We start from the raw sequence: 20,482 nt of genomic DNA on the forward strand, positions 1-20,482 counted from the left end.
CCCCCAATGCCATCACGTCGGCGCTCACCTGTTTGGGCATTGACGGGTCTCGGCGGAGCTCTGTTGCTGCTGGCAATTCTGGCGGCAAATACCGGCGCGATGTCCCTTTCGCTCCGAACGCTGATGGGCTTACCGCTCAATGACGGCTTATGGCAGGTCTGGCTGACCGTACGCCTGCCCCGCGTGTTGCTGGCGGTGGTAGTCGGCTGCGCACTTGCCAGCTCCGGCGCGGTCATGCAAGGGTTGTTCCGCAATCCGCTGGCCGATCCCGGATTACTGGGAATAAGCTCCGGCGCGGCGCTGGCGGTGGCGCTGACCATCGTCATGCCGTTCGCCCTGCCGCCGTTGCTGGCGCTTTACAGCCATATGATCAGCGCCTTCGTCGGCAGCCTCGCTATTTCACTTATCGTGTTCACGCTGAGCCGTTTCGGACACGGCGGGTTATCGCGCCTTCTGCTGGCGGGTATTGCCATTAATGCGCTGTGCGGCGCGGCAGTTGGCGTGCTGACCTATATCAGTGACGATCAGCAGTTGCGTCAGTTCTCCCTGTGGAGTATGGGCAGCCTCGGGCAGGCGCAATGGCCGACGCTGGCCGTCGCTTCCTCCCTTATTCTGCCTGCCTGCATTGCGACCTTCTTTATGTCCCGACGCCTGAATATTCTGCAACTGGGCGAAGAGGATGCGCATTATCTTGGCGTGAATGTCCGGCGTACGCAGTTGCAGTTACTGCTGCTGAGCGCTCTGCTGGTCGGCGCTGCGGTGGCGGTATCGGGCGTGATTGGCTTTATCGGCCTGGTGATCCCGCATTTGCTGCGCATGCGCATTGGCGCCGATCACCGCTGGTTATTGCCGGGCTCGGCTATGGCAGGAGCCTGTCTGTTGTTGCTGGCCGATACTCTGGCGCGCACGCTCGTGGCACCAGCGGAAATGCCGGTCGGTCTTATCACCAGCATCATCGGCGGCCCTTATTTTTTATGGCTGATCCTGCGTCCGGGAGTGCCACGCAATGTCTGATATATCTTCATCCCTGATCGCAGAGAATCTGGTCTATTCCATTGAAGGACGCAGGTTGATTGATGATGTCTCGCTCAGCCTGCACAGCGGTGAAATGGTCGCGCTGATTGGCCCGAACGGCGCAGGAAAGTCCACGCTGATGCGCATGCTCACTGGCTTTCTGGTGCCGCAAAAAGGGCATTGCTCACTGCAAGGTAAACCACTGACCGAATGGCCTGCGCAGGAACTGGCGCGAACCCGGGCGGTGATGCGCCAGAACAGTACGCTGGCGTTCGGGTTTAGCGTGCGGGAAGTGCTGACGCTTGGGCGTTCACCGCACGGCCAGCTGAATATGCAACATGCGCTGGCCGACGTCATGACGCAAACCGGGTGTCTGAATCTGGCCGATCGCGATTACCGGCATCTTTCCGGCGGCGAACAGCAGCGCGTCCAGCTGGCTCGCGTATTGATCCAGCTGTGGCAGCCGGTACCTTCGCCACGCTGGCTGTTTCTGGATGAACCAACCTCTGCGCTGGATTTGTATCATCAGCAACATGCATTGCGTCTGTTACGTCAGTTAACGCAAGAGACGCCGCTCTCCGTGTGCTGCGTACTGCACGATCTGAATCTGGCGGCGCTGTATGCCGACCGGATTATTCTGCTGCACAGCGGGAGAGTGGTTGCCAGCGGGAAGCCAGCTGAGGTGTTAAATGAAGAGACGCTGAGCCGTTGGTATCAGGCTGATCTGAACGTTTGCTCCCATCCTGAAACCCAATTACCCCAGGTTTTCCTGCGCCAGTAGCATTCCTCATTAAAACTGCGCCACAGAAATTTTTGCCTGTGGCGCAAAGTGGATCAGCTTGAGCAGGAAATTTCCAGATGTTTACCCCAGTCCGGCGGCAGAGCGGCCAGAGAGTCGTATTGCGGATTATCGCTGTACGGGTCACAAAGTGCCTGATGTAATTGCGTCAGCGCGCTGATGTCGTCCACTTCGGCTTTTTCGATCGCCTGCTGAGCCAGATAATTACGTAAAATAATGCGCGGATTACTCTGTTTCATCGCCTGCTGACGCGTTGCGTCATCCACGCCTTCTTCCTGCAACCGCTGGCGATAATCCTGGTACCAGCTATCAAACGCTGCGCGATCGATGAATTCATCACGCAGCGGCGAACTGGCCTGTTGCTGTTCGACCTCACTCAGCATGCGGAACGTTCGTGTGAAATCCCGTCCCTCTTTCGCCATCAGGCTCAGTAATCCGGTCAGCAAATTGTTGTCCTGCTTATTTTCGCTGAAAAAGCCCAGTTTGCCGCGCATCAGCGTGCCGTAAGCTTTCATCAACGCCGGCTCATACTCGCCCAGAGCTGCCTGTAACTGTTCGGTGCTCATCAGGCCGGAAAGCGTCTGCGCCAGGCGATGCAAGTTCCAGTAGGCCACCGCAGGCTGATTATCGTAGCTGTAGCGCCCCTGATGATCCGAGTGGTTGCAGATGTAACCCGGCTGATAATCATCGAGAAATCCGTACGGACCGTAATCCATCGTCAGGCCGAGGATCGACATATTGTCGGTATTCATTACGCCATGCGCGAACCCGACGCTCTGCCACTGTGCGATCATCGTTGCCGTACGCTCAACCACCTCTGTGAACCACCGCTGATAACGCTGCGCTTCCACCGGTTCGCTTTCCAGCAACTGCGGCCAGTGATGCGCGATGACGTAATCTGCCAGTTGCTTCACTTGTTCAGGTTGTTTTCGATAATAAAAATGCTCGAAGTGACCGAAGCGGATATGGCTTTCGGCAATGCGCATCAGCATTGCGCCCCGCTCCGGTTGCTCGCGAAATACCGGTTGATCGCTGGTCACGATAGTCAGCGCGCGCGTCGTTGGAATGGCTAAATGGTGCAGCGCTTCGGAAGCCAGAAACTCACGCACCACAGAACGCAGTACCGCGCGGCCATCGCCCATGCGTGAATAAGGCGTCAGCCCCGCGCCTTTGAGATGCCAGTCAACCCGTTTACCCTCGGGCAACACCTGTTCGCCGAGCAAAATACCGCGCCCGTCGCCCAGTTGCCCTGCCCACTGACCAAACTGATGGCCGCTGTAGACCTGCGCCAGCGGTAACATGCCGGGGAAAAATTTTTCGCCACACCAGAATTCCCGATGATCATGGTCGAAAAGTGTCTCATTAAGACCCAGTTCTTTCGCCAGCGGTGCGCTGTGATAAAGAAGCCGTGCGCCCTTAAGCGGCGTCGGTTGCAGTGCGGTATAAAATCCGCCGAGCTGGTCGGCATAGTGATGTTCGAATAGCGGCATAAATCCCCCTTTTCTTAAGTGTAGAGCCGCGCCGCCGCGATTAACACGGAGTAACAGCAGGGAGATAGGTGGTGATTAACAAAAATCCCGGCACAGCGCAGGCTGGCCGGGATTAGGATGCATTAAGTGAGACGGCCGATTAATTAAATTGGACAGGCCTGACAAGCAGACTGTCGAGTTGTTCAGGGTCGACGCCCGGCCACAGTAAGCCTTTCAGCCCCTGTACATCTTTCTTGCGCAGGGCGTCAAAATAGTCCTGATTATCAAGGCCATCTACCACAATATTACGGCAAAAACGGTTCACGTTTCTCAGTAATGAAGGCATGACGATAGAGAAATGCTCCCCCTCGTATAATTGCCAGAACAAATTTTTATCCAGCTTCACCCACTGAAAAAGATGATCGAAAATGGGCGCCATGGTGATGTTGCCTGAGCCGAAATTGTCTAACCAAAGGTCGAAATGCTGTTTTAACGCCATTAGCTGCTGATTATTGCGGCCATCAGAAAGCTGCGGAAATGAATCATTGAGATTGAGCTGGACGAAAGCGTGGGTTTTGAAGGCATCGCGCAGGATTTCATCCCCCAGCAAAATCGCCACCAGTCTTTCTTCGACGCCGATGTTCAATATCACCTGATTGTCACTAAACCATTGTGCATGCTGAGCAGCCCAAAGCTGTTGTTCGTTGAGAAAACGCAACAGCTGAGCCTGAGACAGCAGGTTTAAAACCAGTTCTGTCGGCATGGTTAACTTGCTGTCTGTGCTGGAAAAGCGACAAATTAATTCAATCGCCAGCAATTTCCCCTCAACGGAGTAAATCGGCTGACACAGAAAGCTGCTGTTAAAGGCCGTATCGAATTGTATTTTCATTATTTTCCAAAACTCAACGGCACTACGAGTTGACTGAGGCCTTTCTTATTTATCCTTCCACAAAAATGACGGAAGCCCGAGGTATCAAAGAAATATGAGGAATTTACTATCAAAATCAAGTTTAGGACTAATCTTATCGCCAGCTTCCTAAACGTGCAACGTCGGGCTTGTTGCGGGGGGATTTTGCAGCAAAGATTCAGCCTCCCACGCACTTTTTCATGCGCAGAATCTGCGAAACCACAAACTTTTCGCCAGTGGTTATAAGGTGTCGTGAAATTTTGCGAATACTCCGGAGACCGTACCCTCGGCGCTCTCCGGGTTTTAAAGTTATTGTACGCAACGGACAAGCCAGGTTCGCAGTTGCGTTAACTCGGCACTGAGAGCCGGAAATTGTTCAATTATGTTGTCGCAGGCCAATGAAACATCCTGCGCGCGGTATCGCGTTCCGGATAGTCGCTCAGCCAGAGCCAGTAAAGGTGCCGGATTGAGGCTGTCAGTGAAAATTTGCGCCCGGCTGATATTGCCCTTTTCCACATCAAAGTGGATATCCACGCCGCCCCAGACAAAGCGTTCATTAAGTTCGTGGCTGAAAGCCGGCGCTTTACCGAAGTTCCATTCCCAGCTGCTTTGTTTGGCGAACCGGTCCGGAAAACCGGGTAAATCAGGGAAGACATCGGGGGAAATGATCTCCGGTTCAACACGCTGGCCGTACCAGTTAAAGAAGGCATCGGTGACAGCCGCGCAAATTTGGTCGTGATGAATGTCAGGCACAAATTCGTTGAGATTCGCCACCCGCGAGCGCACAGAGGTGATGCCTTTGGCCTGCAGTTTTTTGACATCGGGGTTGAGGTAGTTTGCCAAACGGCTGAGATCGGCATTAAGTAATAAAGTGCCGTGGTGAAAACCGCGATCGGCTGTTTCACGATAGGCGGACCCGGAAATTTTCCGCTCACCTTCAGAAGTCTGCACCACCAGATCATTGCGGCCAGATGCACTGGCATCAATTCCCAACGCTTTTAGCGCATTGAGAATGATGCCGATAGACACACTTTTGTCGTATTCAGGTTTACCTGCCATAAAAGTAAAACAGGTATTGCCGAGATCGTGGAAAACAGCCCCGCCCCCGCTGCTGCGGCGAGCCAGCCTGATACCGTCTTCTTCCATCCTGCGGGTATTACATTCTTTCCACGGATTTTGCGCCTGCCCGATAACCACGGTTTCTGCATTACGCCACAGAAACAGCACGCGCTGATTGGTGGTCATTTCGCGAAAAATGCAGTCTTCGACGGCAAGGTTGAACCAGGGATCGTAAGAGTCGGAGAGTAATAATCTGAGAGGTGTCATCGCGTATTCATCCTGAAAAAGTCTGTCTCGATAATAACAGCAAAAATCAGGATCAAATACGCGGGGAAATCAGGGAGAATCGGTCAGATGCGCCGCGCCTGCCAGTAGACTTTGCGCCAGTAGACGTTATCGAGAGAAGAGCGCGTAACTCCCAGACTGGTAGATGCATGAATAAACTGATCGGCGGTGTCGTAGATGCCGACGTGTAATCCATTTTCACCGCTGCCGGTTTTAAAGAAAACCAGGTCGCCGGGAAGCAACTCGTCACGGGAAACTTTGGTACCGATTTTGGTTTGATCGGCGGTGGTGCGGGGAAGCACTACGCCAAAGCGATCGCGGTAAGTACGAAAAACAAAACCGGAACAATCGACGCCGCTCGGTTGCAATCCGCCATAACGATAAGGTGCGCCATGCCACTGACTGAGCTGATCGTTAAGCTCGGCGACCACGGTGATGGAATCGGCGAAGCGGCCACTTGGCGGCGGAGCGTGGCTGCTACAGCCGTTCAGAATTAATGCGGCAACAGCCAGCAGGGAATACATGGATACGGATGACCAGCGCATAGTGCATTCCTTCTTCAATCGCGTCACGGCTGAGGCCATAACGCGAGAATTTACGCGGGCCGGATAAGTCGCCGTTATCTAAGAACTAATAGAATTTAGCGCTATTTTATCCGTCATCCAACCTTTAAATGATGATTTTTATCGTGGCCGGACCGTCTCAGTGAGGATTTTTAGCCGGTTTACTGTGGATCACCCACACACCGGTGAGGATCAGCATCCCGCCGAGAGTTTTGGTTAAGCTGATGCTTTCATTGAACCACGGCAGCGTGACGGCAGCGACGTAAACCAGCGCATAGCTCAGGCTGAGCAAGGTATAGGCACGGTTGAGCGGTAAAACGCGCAGCGCGAAGAACCAGCAGGCCATGGAAAGCGCATAGCCGCACAGCCCGAAAAGCACTGCCGTCAGTGCACTTAAGTGATTCTGTATAAAGAGAATGTTAATGTCAGAAAGTGAAAACCACGGGATTTGCACCATCCCCCACTTCATCAACAGTTGCGCCACCGTCACTAACAGTACGCTGGCTCCGCCCCACAGGTATCCTTTCATAGACTGACACTCATCAACGCGATCCCAGACATGATCAGTGCCACGCCAAACCAGTGTCGGCCATCGACGTGTTCATGGAAAAACCCGCGGGCGCAGAGCGTGACAAGGACAAAATTCAGGCTGAGCATCGGATACGCCAGGCTGAGCGGCAGAAGCTGTAAAACCCGCAGCCACAGCAGCATCGCGATGCCCAGTAACAGCACCGCCAGCGCCAGCCAGCGCAGGACGCGGGCCAGTCCCTTGCCTGAAACCTGCGCGGCCTGCTTCTGACAAAGCTGGCCGGCACAGGTGATTACGCTTACCGCCAGCACCAGTAGGAATCCGGTCATGGCAGTTTTTTGTAGAACAGCAAGGCCAGACGGTTCATCTGTTCGGTCTGATCCGCCTTTGGTAACTTCGCGGTAGAGACAATATTGCTGTCGAGTTTGATGACCACTGAAACATTCCCCTCCTGCCGCGCTTTTTGTAACCATGCAGGAAAACCGGCGGCATTCACAAATTTCTCCTGTGCATCAGGATAACTCAGGCCGTATTCCAGCTCGCCCCTTTCATCAAACATCATGATATCACTGCGCTTAAGCATCCACGCCAGGCCGGTCGCGACGCCGACGTTGTCCGCCAGAATGTAACGACTGTCATGAAGCAGCACACTGTTTTTATCGAGGAACGCCTGCGGCTGTTTGGAGTCGATCACCTTTTGCGGGATCGCCTGACCAATCAGCAGCGCCAGCACCAGCGGGCAACCTGCAGCCCAGTACCAGCGTTTTCGCAAATCCGTCAGTGACATCGCACCGGCGAGCGCCCACACGGCAAAACACAGAATGCCGATCAGCGCGCGCGGCATCTCCGCACGGCCAAACACGGCTTTCACATGCACAGGCAAGATACCTGAGATCACTAACACCGCAACGGCCATCAGCAAACCAAAGACGATATTAATGATGCCGTTGGCTTTCAGCGCGCGTAATTTTCCGGACTGGCGGATCTGTTCGAGATGATCGGCCATCAGCAACGCCAGTGGCGCAAAGCACGGGAGAATATAAGTCGGTAGTTTTCCTTTGGCGATGCTGAAGAAAATCAGTGGCATAATCGCCCAGCTCAACAGGAAAAACAGTTCCGGGCGCATAACACGTTTAGTCCACCCCTCGCGCAACGCCCCCGGCAGCAGACCCAGCCACGGCAGCGCCCCCAGAAAGAGTACCGGCAGATAGTACCAGAATGGGGCTTTGTGCTGTGCATCAGCTTCTGCAAAGCGCTGAACATGCTCAACCCAGAAGAAATAGCGCCAGTAATCCGGCTCCTGACGAGCGATGGCCAGCACCCACGGCAGGCTCAGCGCCACTGCGCTGACAATCGCCAGCGGCCCCCAGGCGAACAAAGTTTTGAAACGCTTTTCGCGCCAGACAATCGGCAGGACGGCGATCACCGGCAATGCCAGCGCCAGAAATCCTTTGGTCATGAAACCCATACCGCAGGCCAGTCCCAGTACTATCCAGCTAATGGCTTTTTGCGGCGTGCGGGATACGCGCAGACAGAAATAGCTGGCGACCATCGCGGCGGTCATCCACAGGGTGATCATCGGATCCAGCACGCTGTAAGTACCGATGCTAAACACTAGCGTGCAGGAAAGATAAATCAGCGTAGCGATGTATGCAGTCTGGCGGTTACGCCACATCAGATTGGCCAGCCAGAAAACCAGTAAGGCGCTGATCATCGTGCTGAACACTGAGCCAAAGCGCACAGCAAAGTTGCTGTCACCAAAAATCATCTGGCTAAGATTATTGAACCAGTAACCCGCCACCGGTTTTTCAAAATAGCGTAAACCCAGCAGATGTGGCACCACCCAGTCGCCACGCTGAAGCATTTCGCGGCTGATCTCGGCATAACGGGTTTCATCGGGTTGCCATAACAGGCGGGTATTGAGAGGAACAAGATAAACCAGGGCGAAGAACACCAGAACCAGTGTGCTCCACACGCTTTTATATGCTTTCGACATCAGGAAAAACCTTCTTGCTGACAACCTAACCAGCCTTCCCGTCCGGGGAAACTGGCGCGAATCACTTTGCCTTTGGGCAGTGAACTGAGATCTTCGGGCAACAAATCCCCCAGCGCACAGAACCTGATCCCCTGCGCCGCAGCACGGGTTAACAGCTCTTCAAACTGCGCTGCCAGCGACATTCCTTCCACTTCCGCGTGAATGGTGTACACCGGCACGCCTTCATCCTGCGCGATGGCTTCAAGGATAAAGTCATTGAAGTTATCGGCGTTGATGTCCCCACCGGCAACTTCGTCATAGGTCGGTAGCGTCACCGGAATTTGTACCGTGCCGAGAGTGCCATTTTCCAGCACCGGCAGGAACGGATATTTCCCGCGACAATCGCTGTTGTAATAAAAATGGAACCGTTCTTTGACTTCGATAACGCGTTCATCAGCGCGCCAGCCAGCCACCGCCGAGCATTCAACATCATGACCGAGGCTTTTTTCCAGCGCGTCGAGACCCAGCTGAATTTGCTGTTGCAACTGTTCCTCAGACCATTTACCCACTTTCGCCTGCCAGCCCTGATGATCCCAGGCGTGTAGGCCGACTTCATGGCCACGTTTGGCGGTTTCTTTCATCAGATAACCGAGATCTCGCGCAATAGGCTTACCCGGCCACGCAGTACCGGCCAGTAAGATATCCCAGCCGTAGAGTGACGCGGCATTCGAGCGCAGCATCTTCCATAAAAAGCGCGGTTTAAGCAGGCGCCACAAGTGACGCCCCATGTTGTCCGGCCCGACGCTGAAGAAGAAACTTGCAGTAATATTATGTTTCGCAAGCACTTGCAGAAGCTGAGGGACACCCTCGCGGGTGCCACTCCAGGTATCTACATCAATGCGCAGACCCACTTTCTTCATGAATGGCACCGTTTCAGGACTGACCAGATTCAGGGTTCACTGAGCGCAGGAAGAAGTCCAGCGTATCGGCAACGGTTTTATCCATGCCCACTTCCGGTTTCCAGCTCAGCAGACGACGGGCATTTTTGATGCTCGGCGTGCGGTGTTCCACGTCCTGATAGCCTTTGCCGTAATAAGTGCTGCTCTCGACCAGATTGAAACCTGCAAACGGCGGGAACTGTGCGCGCAGCGGATGCGCTTCAAAGCTCGCCAGCAGCATTTCCGCCAGTTCACGAATGCTCGCTTCGTTGGTCGGGTTACCTATGTTGATGATCTGGCCATCACACAGATTGTCGCGGTTTTCGATGATGCGGAACAGCGCTTCGATACCGTCGTTGATGTCAGTGAAGCAACGCTTTTGTTCGCCGCCGTCCACCAGTTTGATCGGTGAACCTTCCACAAGATTTAGGATCAGCTGCGTGATCGCGCGGGAACTGCCGATACGCGCGGCGTCGAGGTTATCCAGACGCGGCCCCATCCAGTTGAACGGACGGAACAGGGTAAATTTCAGACCTTCTTTGACGCCATACGCCCAAATCACACGGTCCAGCAATTGCTTGGACACCGAGTAAATCCAGCGCTGTTTGTTGATTGGCCCGACGATCAGACGTGAATTATCCTCATCAAATTCTTTGTCATCACACATACCGTAAACTTCGGAAGTAGACGGGAAGATGATGCGTTTTTTGTATTTGACACAATCGCGAACGATTTTGAGGTTTTCTTCGAAATCGAGTTCGAATACGCGCAGTGGGTTGCGGGTATATTCGATCGGCGTGGCGATCGCCACCAGCGGCAGCACGACGTCACATTTTTTAATGTGATATTCGATCCACTCGGAATGAATGCTGATATCGCCTTCAACAAAGTGGAAATGTGGATTGCCCATGAAGCGACTGATCGCGTCGGAACTGATATCCAGACCGTAGATTTCGTAACGATCTTCGCGCAGCAAACGCTCGCTCAGGTGATTACCGATAAAACCGTTCACACCGAGGATCAGGACGCGGGTACGGCGTTTCATCACGGCGGTTGGCAATGTAGAAAGACGCATTTCCGGCATGATGCCTAATTCCAGCGCCAGTCGGGAGCCCTGAACGTACAGGCCATTTTCACTCTGACCAGCCTGAATTTCCAGTGCGCCCTCGCCACAGGCGATGGTCAGCGGATTAGCAGAAAGCACGGTGCCCGGCTGTTTATCATGCTGAGTAGTGAGCGGCAGCGCGCGCCATACTGTCAATTTACGCTGTCCGAGGTACGTGAAAGCGCCCGGATATGGCTCAGTGACGGCGCGGATCAGGTTATTAATTTCAGTTGCCGGTTTGTGCCAGTGAATTTCACCATCAGCCGCCGTGCGGCGACCAAAATAACTCGCCTGCGCTTCATCTTGCGGCGTCAGGGTGATTTTTCCGGCTTTCATTTCCGGCAGTAAATCCGTCAGCAAATCTTTCGCAGCGTCGCGCACTTTGGCATGCAGCTTCAGCGCGGTGTCATCAGCCGTGATGGCAACTTTGCGCTGGCCAACGATATCGCCCGCATCAGGACGTTTCACCATTTTATGCAGGGTCACGCCGGTTTCGGTTTCGCCGTTGAGCAACGCCCAGTTTACCGGCGCACGGCCACGGTAGCGCGGCAGCAGAGAACCGTGCAAATTGAAGCCGCCCTGCGGCGCCAGAGACAGAATGTCTTCGCTCAGCATGTTGCGGTAATAAAATGAGAAAATGACATCAGGCTGCAAGGCACGAATGCGGTCAACCCACAGCGGATGATTAACGTCTTCCGGCGCGTACACCGGCAGATTTAACTCAGCGCCCTGACGAGCAACGGAGGAAAAGAACTGGTTCTCATTCGGCGCGTCCGTATGGGTAAAGACCGCCTGAACGTCATAACCGGCATCAACCAGAGCCTGCAAACCAACGCAACCAATATCATGGTAGGCAAATACAATCGCTTTCATCACTCTTCTTCCTGACTGTTTTCTTCGGAACGAACGCCGACGACTTTTTGAACGAAATAACGGGGACGTGCGCGAACATCGTTATAGATCCGCCCGATGTATTCACCGAGTAATCCCATGCCGACAAACTGCGCACCGATAAACATAAATAACAATGCAAATAGCGTAAACACGCCTTCCGCCGCCCATTCAGGGCCGTTGATAAGGCGCATCAGAATCAAAAACACCGCCAGCACAAATCCGAAAAGGGCAATCACACTGCCTACAACGCTGAGCATGCGTAACGGGGTAGTCGTCAGGCAGGTGATCAGGTCGTACATCAGATTGATAAGCTTCATCAGGCTGTATTTGGAATCACCAAATTCACGTTCGGAATGCTGAACCGGAATTTCCACGGTTTTACGCGCAAAGGTATTGGCGAGGATAGGAATAAACGTGCTGCGCTCATGGCAATGCAACATGGCTTCAATGATGTGACGGCGGTACGCACGCAACATGCAGCCGTAGTCGCCCATCGATTTACCGGTAGCCCGCTGGATCATCATGTTGATCATCTTCGACGCGGTTTTACGGAACCATGAGTCGCGACGGTTTGCACGAACGGTGCCCACGACGTCGTAACCCTCATCGGCTTTAGCAACCAGACGAGGAATTTCCTCCGGCGGGTTTTGCAGATCGGCATCGAGCGTGATCACCAGATCACCGGTCACATGGCTGAAACCGGCCATGATCGCCGAGTGCTGACCATAATTACGGTTGAGTAAAACGGCGACGATGTGACTGTCAGGTTGTTCTGCGGCGGCGGAAAGCATGTCGCCGGAGCTATCTGAGCTGCCGTCATCCACCAGAATAATTTCGTATTTTTGGGTCAGTTGCTGACAAGCGGCCTGTGTACGCGATAACAACGCGGGCAGGCTTTCTTCTTCGTTATAGACCGGGATGACCACCGAGACTTTACGAATGGGTTCATAATGCGCCACTACTGCGCCTCCAAAAGGGAAAAGAGAGCTGCGACAACACGGTCAACATCGCTGTCTTGCATATCAGGGAAAAGTGGCAGGCTGCATAAACAGGCGGAGTTCCATTCGCTGTGAGGCAGGCTGAGTTGCGGATAACGTTCGCGGTAATATTTTTGAGTATGCGCGGCACGGAAATGTAAACCGGTGCCGATGCCCTGCTCTTTCAGGCGTTCCATCAACGCATCACGGCTGATGCCGCAGCGTTTCTCATCCACGCGGATCATGAACAAGTGCCAGGCGTGAAGATGTGGATAGTCAGGCACGCTCATCGGCAAATAGGCCGAGCCCTGCAGCTTGTCGAGATAACGTTGAGCCAGTTCGGTACGGCGGGCATTCATTTCATTCAGGCGCTTTAGCTGGACGACGGCAATGGCGGCATGAATATCGGAAAGGTTGTACTTAAAGCCCGGCTCGACCACTTCTGCCTGTGGTTTGCGTCCCTGAACCTGACGGTCAAAGGCATCGACGGCCAGACCATGGAATTTCAGTGCGCGCACCTTTGCCGCCAGCTCGTCGTCGTCAGTGGCAATCAGGCCACCTTCGGCACAAGTCATGTTTTTAATGGCGTGGAAGGAGAAAATGGCCGTTCCCTGCGCGCCAATCCAGCGATCCCGGTAACGGGTACCGGCAGCGTGGGCGGCATCTTCAATCACCGCTATACCGTGCTGATTTGCCACGGCATAAATGGGGTCGAGATCTAAGGGCGCTCCGGCGTAATGCACCGGAATAATCGCTTTAGTTTTTGGCGTGATGGCCGCCGCAATGGCTTCGGCGCTGACCATTAATGTATCGAAGTCAACATCAATCATCACCGGCTCGGCACCGAGCAGAACGATCATGTTGATGGTAGAAACCCAGGTTTGGGAAGGGGTGATGACTTCGTCGCCAGGACCGATACCCAACGCCATCAAGGTAACGTGCATTCCGCCGGTTGCGGAACTGACCGCAATAGCATGTTTACAACCGAAAGCCGCAGAGAAATCTTGTTCAAGCTGATGTGTTTGCGGGCCGGTAGTTATCCAGCCTGAACGCAATACTTGCCCTACAGCCTCGATCTCTTCTTCGCCCATAGACGGGCGGGAAAAAGGCAAAAAGTTTTCCATGACACTATCCCAAAAGGTAATTAGCTCACAACGACTGTAGACTGCGCTTATTTAACAATAAGTAAACACCGTCCTGAATTATGAATCTTATGATGTCGGTTTAAGCTTAATTTAACCTTAAGGATTTGCCAGTTCTGTGAAGTTAAACAGAAAGTAAATAAGAAGGGTATAATTAGAGAGGCATTGAACAAATCATTAAAAAACAGTCAATTAAAATATATTAAGTTTTTATTAATAAACGGAACTTTATTAAAAAAATAGCAGGGAGTATTTTTTATGACCAATTATGGTCCGCGTTGGGATGAATGCACGTTATTTATATAATTATACCGCTATTCTTTTAACGAAAATGGCGTCGCCGTGGTCATTATCCACTGACGTCCTGCCAGAGAATGTATCTGAAATGCGACTTGATACACTTGTGAAAGACGCTCAACCTGCATCACATCAGCACATTCACCGGCAGCAATCACTTCTCCCCCGGACATCAGCCAGACCTGACGGGCATAGTGCAAAGTATGATTGAGGTCATGATCGCTCATTACAACAGAACGTCCGGCGGCACATAATTCGTTCAGTAACTGATCCAGCGCCTGCTGTTGCGCCACATCAAGACTGTTCATCGGTTCATCTAGCAACAGAATTTGAGAGTCGGGATTCACCGCTGGCCAGACTTGCAATAACACCGCTGCCAGTCGCACTCGCTGCCATTCACCACCGGAAAGATGCGTAACCGGTTTTGCCAGTTTGTCACTGAGCTGTAACGCGTCGCAAAGCCGTGTGATGGTGTGTTCCAATACGGCAGGATCGGCGAGACGAGGCTGATGCAAAGATAAATACTGAAAAACCGGCATCAGAGATGCCGGTGTAAGTTGCTGGCAAAGCCAGGCGCGCAAACGGGCGAGTTGAGCACCGGAGAAAGCAGAAACCGGCTGGCCGTTAAACAGCACATCGCCTTTGACGGTGCCCTTCCCTTCAAACACCCCGGCCAGCCTCGCCAGCAAGGTACTTTTCCCCGCACCGTTTGGCCCGATGAGGTGAACACGGCTGCCCGGCGCAATATTTGCGTTAAACGTCTGAAGACGCCCTTCCACACTTATCTCACGACACTCCAGCATCCGCGTTCCCTGCCCTTTTGAGGTTTTAACTTATTTCGCCAGTGCAGCTTTAATGGCTTCCATTAAAATCGGATCTTCCGGCGTCATATCCGGCGCAAAGCGCTGGACAACGGTGCCGTCGCGTCCGATAAGAAATTTCTCGAAGTTCCACAGAATATTTTCCGGTTTTACCGGCTGACGGCCTTTGCTCGCCAGACGCTCATAGAAGCCGCTGGCTTCAGGTTTGACCGCTTCTGGACGGGCGGCAATTAGCGCACTGTACAGCGGATGGCGGTGTTCGCCATTGACCTCAATTTTGCTGAACATCGGAAATTTCACGCCAAATTGCGTGGTGCAGAAGGTTTTGATTTCGTCTTCAGTGCCCGGCTCCTGCGCACCAAATTCATTACATGGGAATCCGAGCACTTCAAATCCACGTTCATGCCATGCCTGATAAATGTTTTCCAGACCCTTCATATTGCTTGGTCAGACCGCACTGCGACGCCACATTGACCACCAGCAGTACCGAACCTTTGTAATCGCCCAGTGTTTTAGTCTGGCCGTCGATGGTTTTCAGGGAGATATCAAAAATGTCATTACTCATCGTTTTTTATCCTGATAGTGAAAGGTAAGGAATCAAAGGATTGATTGCAGGGATCCCGCTCAGCGGATTTGTCCGGCTCTGACCAGTAACCAGATAAACACCGGCGCGCCCAGCGTGGCAGTTACCACACCTATCGGCAGTTCCGCCGCGTAAAGCCCGATCCGCGACAGCACATCCGCCAGCAATAACACCGCTGCACCACACAGCGCACAGGCCGGTAGCAGACGGCGCTGGTCGGTCATACCACACAGCCGAAGAATGTGAGGGATCACCAGACCGATAAACCCTATCACACCTGCCAACGCAACGCTCAGTCCAACCATCCAGCCAACCGCGAGCACCAGAATATAGCGCCACGTCGTGAGTGAGACACCAAGCTGCTGCGCCTGTAACGTGCCGAGTGACAGCAGGTTTAACGTTTTGCCCTGAAAGGTCAGCCAGAGCAGTACGGGTAACAACATGATCCCGAGCCAGATTTGCCGCCAGTCGACGCCGCCAAAACCGCCCATCATCCAGTACATCAGCTGTCGGAGGTCCAGATTACTGCTGAAATAGATAGCCCAGGTCATCATCGCACTGCACACAATACCGATGGCGACGCCCACCAGCAGTAAACGTGCATTGGTCAGCCGGTGCATGCGGGCGGCATACAGAAGAAAGAAAGTGACGACCAGCGCGCCAGCCACGGCGGCGAGACTCATTACCCAGACCGGCAGCATGCCGTGGCTGAACATGACACAAAACACCAGCGCTACGCCCGCACCGTTTGCAACGCCGAGCAAACCGGGTTCCGCAAGCGGGTTTTCAAACAGCGATTGCATCACCGCGCCGGCGACGGCCAGGCTCGCCCCCACCAGAATCACCGCAATTGCACGCGGGAGACGCAGTTGCCATACGAACAACCTTGCTTCACTGCTGAGCCATTGAGTGGGCCATAACCAGTTTTCTCCTGCACTGAGGCTTAGCGTCAGCACCAGAATCAAAAGAATAAACAGACCGAACACACCGCGGTGATCTCGCTGCTTTTGCCGTTGTTCGAGTGCAGAAAAAGTCTGCCGGATTGACATGAATTGCAGATTCCAGAGGCTGACGGGAAAAGGAAAGAATTTCGCTATCCTACCGATATTAGGCAGTTAGCTCTAGTGTGCGGAAACAGAAAATGAAAAAGCCGGTGACTGAGCACCGGCTTTGGTGTTTTTACAACCGCGCGGGAAATTAACGCCCCGGCTGACCATTCGGTGGGAGAGGCTGCCCGTTTCCCTGATGGCCGTTGTTACCGCCCTGATGGCCTTTGTTACCGTTATTGCCGCCCTGATGACCGTTATTATCACGGTTATCATGATGGTTATCACCCTGTGGACGCCCCTGATTATGCGGTTGCGGCCTTGGTTCGCTATGGCCGCGCTGAGGCGGTTTTGAATCCCAGCGGTTGCCGTGCCAGTACATGCCTCGCTCATTGCGCTCACCATAATGATGGCCCTGATGAGCACGCCACCATTGCGGCGGACGCCAGTCATAACCATCCCAGTAGTAACCGCGCTGGTCCTGATCCCCGAGGTGAAGCGATACGCCTGGTACGTTAAGGTCAATAGAAACATTTGCCTGTGCGATCACAGGCAATGCCAGCGCACAACAAAGCAATAAAAGAGATTTTTTCACGTTAGTCACGCCTTATTTATTTTTTATGACGTGTTTTTTATATCAGGGGGAATTGATACTGACTATGAGGAATAGGCGGATTTTCGTTTAACTTGCTGCGACCTTACATAATAAATACAAACGTATCCTGCTTGAAATAATTCAACAGGATTGAGTTCGTTATCTATTCAATTCTTATGACGACATTAACAAATCTTAACTTAACCCTGACAACAGGGAGTTAGGGATTTATTTATACTCACAGTGTTTATTCAAGCAAAGGATGTATTTTATGCGTCGTATTATAGCCCTGTTAAGTGTTGCCCTGTTTGTAGTCAGCCTGAGTGGCTGTCTGTTCCCTCCGTTCTGGGGCCCTGGTGGTGGCGGCGGTCACGGTGGTGGTCATGGCGGAGGTGGTCCTGGTGGACCTCGTATGTTCTATAACCATTAATCACATAACGAATTCATTTCATTCTGGTTAAAGCGGATACATAATCAAGGACATCAACCATTATTTGTCTGCGCCACAATGTAGAATTTAAATTAAGGGGCCGCGGCCCCTTTTTTCATAATTGAAGTACTCATTGGTGTAATTATATTTTTATTGAGAAATCACAAACAATGAAAATAACTCCCTTACGCCCTGAAATTAAATCTATCAGACTAATCCTGAACAGCCCACCACTTTAACACTATCTTTTCACTTTCTGTGCGAATTGCTTAACTGCGTAAAAAACGCGGATGTAACGGGTCACATTGCGACCAAAAAAAAGGCCGCTTTCGCGGCCTTTCAGAAGATGTTACTTATTCTTTCGGAGTGGCATTCTCTACGCGACTCTTCAATTTTTGTCCCGGACGGAAAGTCACCACACGACGCGCCGTGATCGGAATATCTTCGCCGGTTTTCGGGTTACGTCCCGGACGTTGGTTTTTGTCACGCAGATCGAAATTGCCAAAGCCAGACAGTTTAACTTGCTCGCCATTTTCCAAAGCTCTACGAACTTCTTCGAAAAATATTTCAACAAGGTCTTTGGCATCCCGTTTGCTAAGCCCAAGCTTCTCAAACAGGTGTTCTGACATTTCAGCTTTAGTAAGCGCCATAGGTTCAATCCCTCAAGGATGCTTGGAATCGCTGTTTTAGAGCCTCTACGCATTTTGCAACGGTAGCGGCGATCTCCTCTTCTTCCAGTGTACGGCCGGTATCCTGCAACACCAGACTGATAGCCAGGCTCTTGTAACCTTCCGCTACGCCCTTGCCACGGTACACATCAAACAAGTTTACGCCAACTACCTGATTTGCGCCAACTTTCTTGCACTCTGCCAAAATATCGTCTGCGGGGACGTTTTCAGCCACAACAACAGCGATGTCACGACGGTTCGCCGGGAAGCGGGAAATCTCTTTCGCATCAGGCAGTACGCGGTCTGCGACCTTATTCCACAGCATTTCGAAGACCACAGTACGGCCATTAAGATCGAGTTTACGTTCGAGTTCAGGATGGACTACACCAATGAAACCAATACGTTCGCCGCGTAAATAAATTGCAGCACTCTGCCCCGGATGCAGTGCAGGGTTTGCTTCAACACGGAACTGCACGTCGTTCATTTTGCCGGTAAGCTCAAGAATCGCCTCAAGATCACCTTTCAAATCGTAGTAGTCAACGGCCTGACGCGCCAGATCCCAATGCTCTTCATTTTTATTACCGGAAATCACCCCTGACAGCATGACGTCCTGACGAATACCTAAATCAGCCTGGGTATCAGGCACAAAGCGCAGACCGCTTTCGAATAAACGCACGCGACTTTGCTGGCGATTCTGGTTATTTACCACCGCCGTCAGCAAACCTGACCACAGGGAAAGGCGCATGGCCGACATTTCTACCGAAATAGGGCTTGGCAGGATCAGCGCTTCTTCGCCAGGGTGCAGTAACGCCTGGACTTTAGGATCAACAAAACTGTAGGTGATTGCTTCCTGGAAACCACGGTCAACCAGCAGATTTTTCACTCGTTTCAGTGACAAATTGGCTTCGCGGTGCTTGGTCATCTCCAGATTGGCTTTCACCGGCACATCAGGAATATTGTTGTAGCCGTAAATGCGGGCAACTTCTTCTACCAAATCTTCTTCGATCTGCATGTCGAAACGCCAGCTCGGTGCCACAGCCACCCAGTGCTCGCCATGATAATCAACTTTGCAGCCCAGACGGGTCAGAATGTCCGTAACCTGTGCGTCTTCAACGTGGTGTCCAATCAGGCGATCCAGCTTTTCACGACGTAACGTAATGGTTGCGGGTTTCGGCAGATGAGCCTGAGAACTCACATCAATTACCGGGCCGGCTTCACCGCCACAAATGCTCAGTAGCAGCGCGGTAGCGCGCTCAATAGCTTTGTGTTGCAGCTCAGGGTCAACGCCACGCTCATAGCGGTGCGAAGCATCGGTATGCAGACCCTGGCGGCGAGCACGCCCAGTGATCGACAGTGGAGCAAAGAATGCCGACTCCAGCAGGACATCCTGCGTTTCATCGTTTACGCCAGAATGCTCACCACCAAAAATACCTGCCATCGCCAGCGCTTTATCGTGATCGGCAATAACCAGCGTGTCTTCTTTCAGCTTAGCTTCTGTGCCGTCAAGCAGCGTCAGCGCTTCATCTTTCTTCGCCATACGCACCACGATACCGCCGTTGATACGGCTGAGATCGAAGGCATGCATAGGCTGACCAAGTTCCAGCAGCACGTAGTTGGTAATATCCACCACGGCATCAATTGAACGGGTGCCACAACGGCGCAGTTTTTCACGCATCCACAACGGCGTTGGCGCTTTAACATTAATGCCTTTAACCACACGGCCTAAATAGCGCGGACAGGCGTCCGGTGCCTGAACGTCAATAGACACGGCAGCGTCGATGGTTGCTGCGACCGGATTCATCTCAGGTTCAACCAAAGGCAGCTGATTAACCACAGCAACATCACGGGCTACGCCAATGATACCCAGACAATCAGCCCGGTTTGGCGTCACGCTGATTTCGATGGTGTTATCGTCCAGCTTCAGGAATTCGCGGATATCTGTACCAACCGGGGCATCCAATGGCAGCTCAATGATACCGTCGTGATCTTCGGAAATGCCCAGCTCAGAGAACGAGCACAGCATCCCTTCTGAAGGCTCACCGCGCAGCTTAGCCGCTTTGATCTTGAAATCGCCCGGCAGTACGGCACCGACGGTAGCCACAGCAACCTTCAGCCCCTGACGGCAGTTAGGTGCGCCACAAACAATGTCCAGCAGACGGTCGCCGCCGACGTTGACTTTCGTAACACGCAGTTTGTCGGCATTCGGGTGCTGACCGCACTCAACGACTTCACCGACAACTACACCATTGAATGCGCCAGCGACCGGATCCACGCCGTCAACTTCCAGACCGGCCATTGTGATTTGGTCGGATAATGCTTCGCTGCTGATGGCTGGGTTTACCCACTCACGCAACCAGAGTTCACTGAATTTCATGTGATAATCCCG

Annotated in this window: 19 protein-coding genes and 1 pseudogene; 3 read left to right on the top strand and 17 right to left on the bottom strand. The window is 52.8% G+C overall.

The annotated features are described in order from the left end of the window. Positions 1-6: 6 nt before the first annotated feature. Positions 7-1,014, top strand: coding sequence for a FecCD family ABC transporter permease (locus tag ACMHLI_RS12995; RefSeq protein WP_413529839.1), 1,008 nt, complete (start codon positions 7-9; stop codon positions 1,012-1,014). Beyond that, positions 1,007-1,795 carry a heme ABC transporter ATP-binding protein gene (locus tag ACMHLI_RS13000; protein ID WP_413529840.1) on the top strand — a complete coding sequence of 263 codons (789 nt, stop codon included), beginning with the start codon at positions 1,007-1,009 and terminating at the stop codon, positions 1,793-1,795. Before ACMHLI_RS12995 ends, ACMHLI_RS13000 begins: the two co-directional genes overlap by 8 nt. Positions 1,796-1,848: 53 nt before the next feature. Here ACMHLI_RS13000 and ACMHLI_RS13005 read toward each other — a convergent pair whose 3' ends face one another. The 15 genes and pseudogenes from ACMHLI_RS13005 to ACMHLI_RS13075 form a co-directional block, all read right to left on the bottom strand. Next, positions 1,849-3,303 (bottom strand): protein adenylyltransferase SelO, encoded by a 1,455-nt coding sequence (locus tag ACMHLI_RS13005; protein ID WP_413529841.1) that lies wholly within the window; start codon positions 3,301-3,303, stop codon positions 1,849-1,851. A 139-nt stretch (positions 3,304-3,442) separates the two neighbouring features. Then, positions 3,443-4,171, bottom strand: coding sequence for an EAL domain-containing protein (locus ACMHLI_RS13010; protein ID WP_413529842.1), 729 nt, complete (start codon positions 4,169-4,171; stop codon positions 3,443-3,445). A 327-nt stretch (positions 4,172-4,498) separates the two neighbouring features. Beyond that, complete coding sequence (locus ACMHLI_RS13015) at positions 4,499-5,515, bottom strand: lipoate--protein ligase A (protein ID WP_413529843.1); 1,017 nt, start codon at positions 5,513-5,515, stop codon at positions 4,499-4,501. Positions 5,516-5,598: 83 nt separating this feature from the next. Then, the gene (locus ACMHLI_RS13020; RefSeq protein WP_413529844.1) at positions 5,599-6,078 is read right to left on the bottom strand and encodes an NlpC/P60 family protein; all 480 of its coding nucleotides are present in this window, start codon (positions 6,076-6,078) and stop codon (positions 5,599-5,601) included. 157 nt (positions 6,079-6,235) lie between these two features. Then, on the bottom strand, positions 6,236-6,625 hold the full coding sequence (arnF, locus tag ACMHLI_RS13025) for a 4-amino-4-deoxy-L-arabinose-phosphoundecaprenol flippase subunit ArnF (RefSeq protein ID WP_413529845.1): 390 nt from the start codon (positions 6,623-6,625) through the stop codon (positions 6,236-6,238). Beyond that, the gene (gene arnE, locus ACMHLI_RS13030) at positions 6,622-6,954 is read right to left on the bottom strand and encodes a 4-amino-4-deoxy-L-arabinose-phosphoundecaprenol flippase subunit ArnE (protein WP_413529846.1); all 333 of its coding nucleotides are present in this window, start codon (positions 6,952-6,954) and stop codon (positions 6,622-6,624) included. The genes arnF and arnE overlap by 4 nt, the downstream gene beginning before the upstream one ends. Continuing rightward, positions 6,951-8,621 carry a lipid IV(A) 4-amino-4-deoxy-L-arabinosyltransferase gene (gene arnT, locus ACMHLI_RS13035; protein WP_413529847.1) on the bottom strand — a complete coding sequence of 557 codons (1,671 nt, stop codon included), beginning with the start codon at positions 8,619-8,621 and terminating at the stop codon, positions 6,951-6,953. The genes arnE and arnT overlap by 4 nt, the downstream gene beginning before the upstream one ends. Then, on the bottom strand, positions 8,621-9,520 hold the full coding sequence (gene arnD, locus ACMHLI_RS13040; RefSeq protein ID WP_413529848.1) for a 4-deoxy-4-formamido-L-arabinose-phosphoundecaprenol deformylase: 900 nt from the start codon (positions 9,518-9,520) through the stop codon (positions 8,621-8,623). Before arnD ends, arnT begins: the two co-directional genes overlap by 1 nt. Before the next feature lie 13 nt (positions 9,521-9,533). Further along, positions 9,534-11,516 carry a bifunctional UDP-4-amino-4-deoxy-L-arabinose formyltransferase/UDP-glucuronic acid oxidase ArnA gene (arnA, locus tag ACMHLI_RS13045; protein ID WP_413529849.1) on the bottom strand — a complete coding sequence of 661 codons (1,983 nt, stop codon included), beginning with the start codon at positions 11,514-11,516 and terminating at the stop codon, positions 9,534-9,536. Further along, complete coding sequence (gene arnC / locus ACMHLI_RS13050) at positions 11,516-12,496, bottom strand: undecaprenyl-phosphate 4-deoxy-4-formamido-L-arabinose transferase (RefSeq protein ID WP_413529850.1); 981 nt, start codon at positions 12,494-12,496, stop codon at positions 11,516-11,518. The genes arnA and arnC overlap by 1 nt, the downstream gene beginning before the upstream one ends. Continuing rightward, positions 12,496-13,638: a UDP-4-amino-4-deoxy-L-arabinose aminotransferase gene (gene arnB, locus ACMHLI_RS13055; protein WP_413529851.1), complete on the bottom strand. Its 1,143-nt coding sequence runs from the start codon at positions 13,636-13,638 to the stop codon at positions 12,496-12,498. Before arnB ends, arnC begins: the two co-directional genes overlap by 1 nt. A gap of 332 nt (positions 13,639-13,970) precedes the next feature. Beyond that, positions 13,971-14,756 (bottom strand): vitamin B12 ABC transporter ATP-binding protein BtuD, encoded by a 786-nt coding sequence (gene btuD, locus ACMHLI_RS13060; protein ID WP_413529852.1) that lies wholly within the window; start codon positions 14,754-14,756, stop codon positions 13,971-13,973. A 30-nt stretch (positions 14,757-14,786) separates the two neighbouring features. Continuing rightward, positions 14,787-15,339: pseudogene (locus ACMHLI_RS13065) on the bottom strand (glutathione peroxidase). 59 nt (positions 15,340-15,398) lie between these two features. Further along, the gene (gene btuC, locus ACMHLI_RS13070) at positions 15,399-16,406 is read right to left on the bottom strand and encodes a vitamin B12 ABC transporter permease BtuC (RefSeq protein WP_413529853.1); all 1,008 of its coding nucleotides are present in this window, start codon (positions 16,404-16,406) and stop codon (positions 15,399-15,401) included. A gap of 148 nt (positions 16,407-16,554) precedes the next feature. Then, positions 16,555-16,998 (bottom strand): DUF2502 domain-containing protein, encoded by a 444-nt coding sequence (locus ACMHLI_RS13075; RefSeq protein ID WP_413529854.1) that lies wholly within the window; start codon positions 16,996-16,998, stop codon positions 16,555-16,557. A 271-nt stretch (positions 16,999-17,269) separates the two neighbouring features. On the opposite strand from ACMHLI_RS13075, the gene ACMHLI_RS13080 reads away from it, so the two are divergent. Beyond that, complete coding sequence (locus ACMHLI_RS13080) at positions 17,270-17,428, top strand: hypothetical protein (protein ID WP_413529855.1); 159 nt, start codon at positions 17,270-17,272, stop codon at positions 17,426-17,428. A 353-nt stretch (positions 17,429-17,781) separates the two neighbouring features. Here ACMHLI_RS13080 and ihfA read toward each other — a convergent pair whose 3' ends face one another. After that, on the bottom strand, positions 17,782-18,078 hold the full coding sequence (gene ihfA, locus ACMHLI_RS13085) for an integration host factor subunit alpha (RefSeq protein WP_004089944.1): 297 nt from the start codon (positions 18,076-18,078) through the stop codon (positions 17,782-17,784). 4 nt (positions 18,079-18,082) lie between these two features. Next, a complete protein-coding gene (pheT, locus tag ACMHLI_RS13090; protein ID WP_413529860.1) occupies positions 18,083-20,470 on the bottom strand; it encodes a phenylalanine--tRNA ligase subunit beta in 2,388 nt (795 codons plus the stop codon). Between the last annotated feature and the right edge of the window lie 12 nt (positions 20,471-20,482).

Source organism: Rahnella inusitata (genome assembly GCF_965118895.1).
Classification (GTDB): domain Bacteria; phylum Pseudomonadota; class Gammaproteobacteria; order Enterobacterales; family Enterobacteriaceae; genus Rahnella; species Rahnella inusitata_A.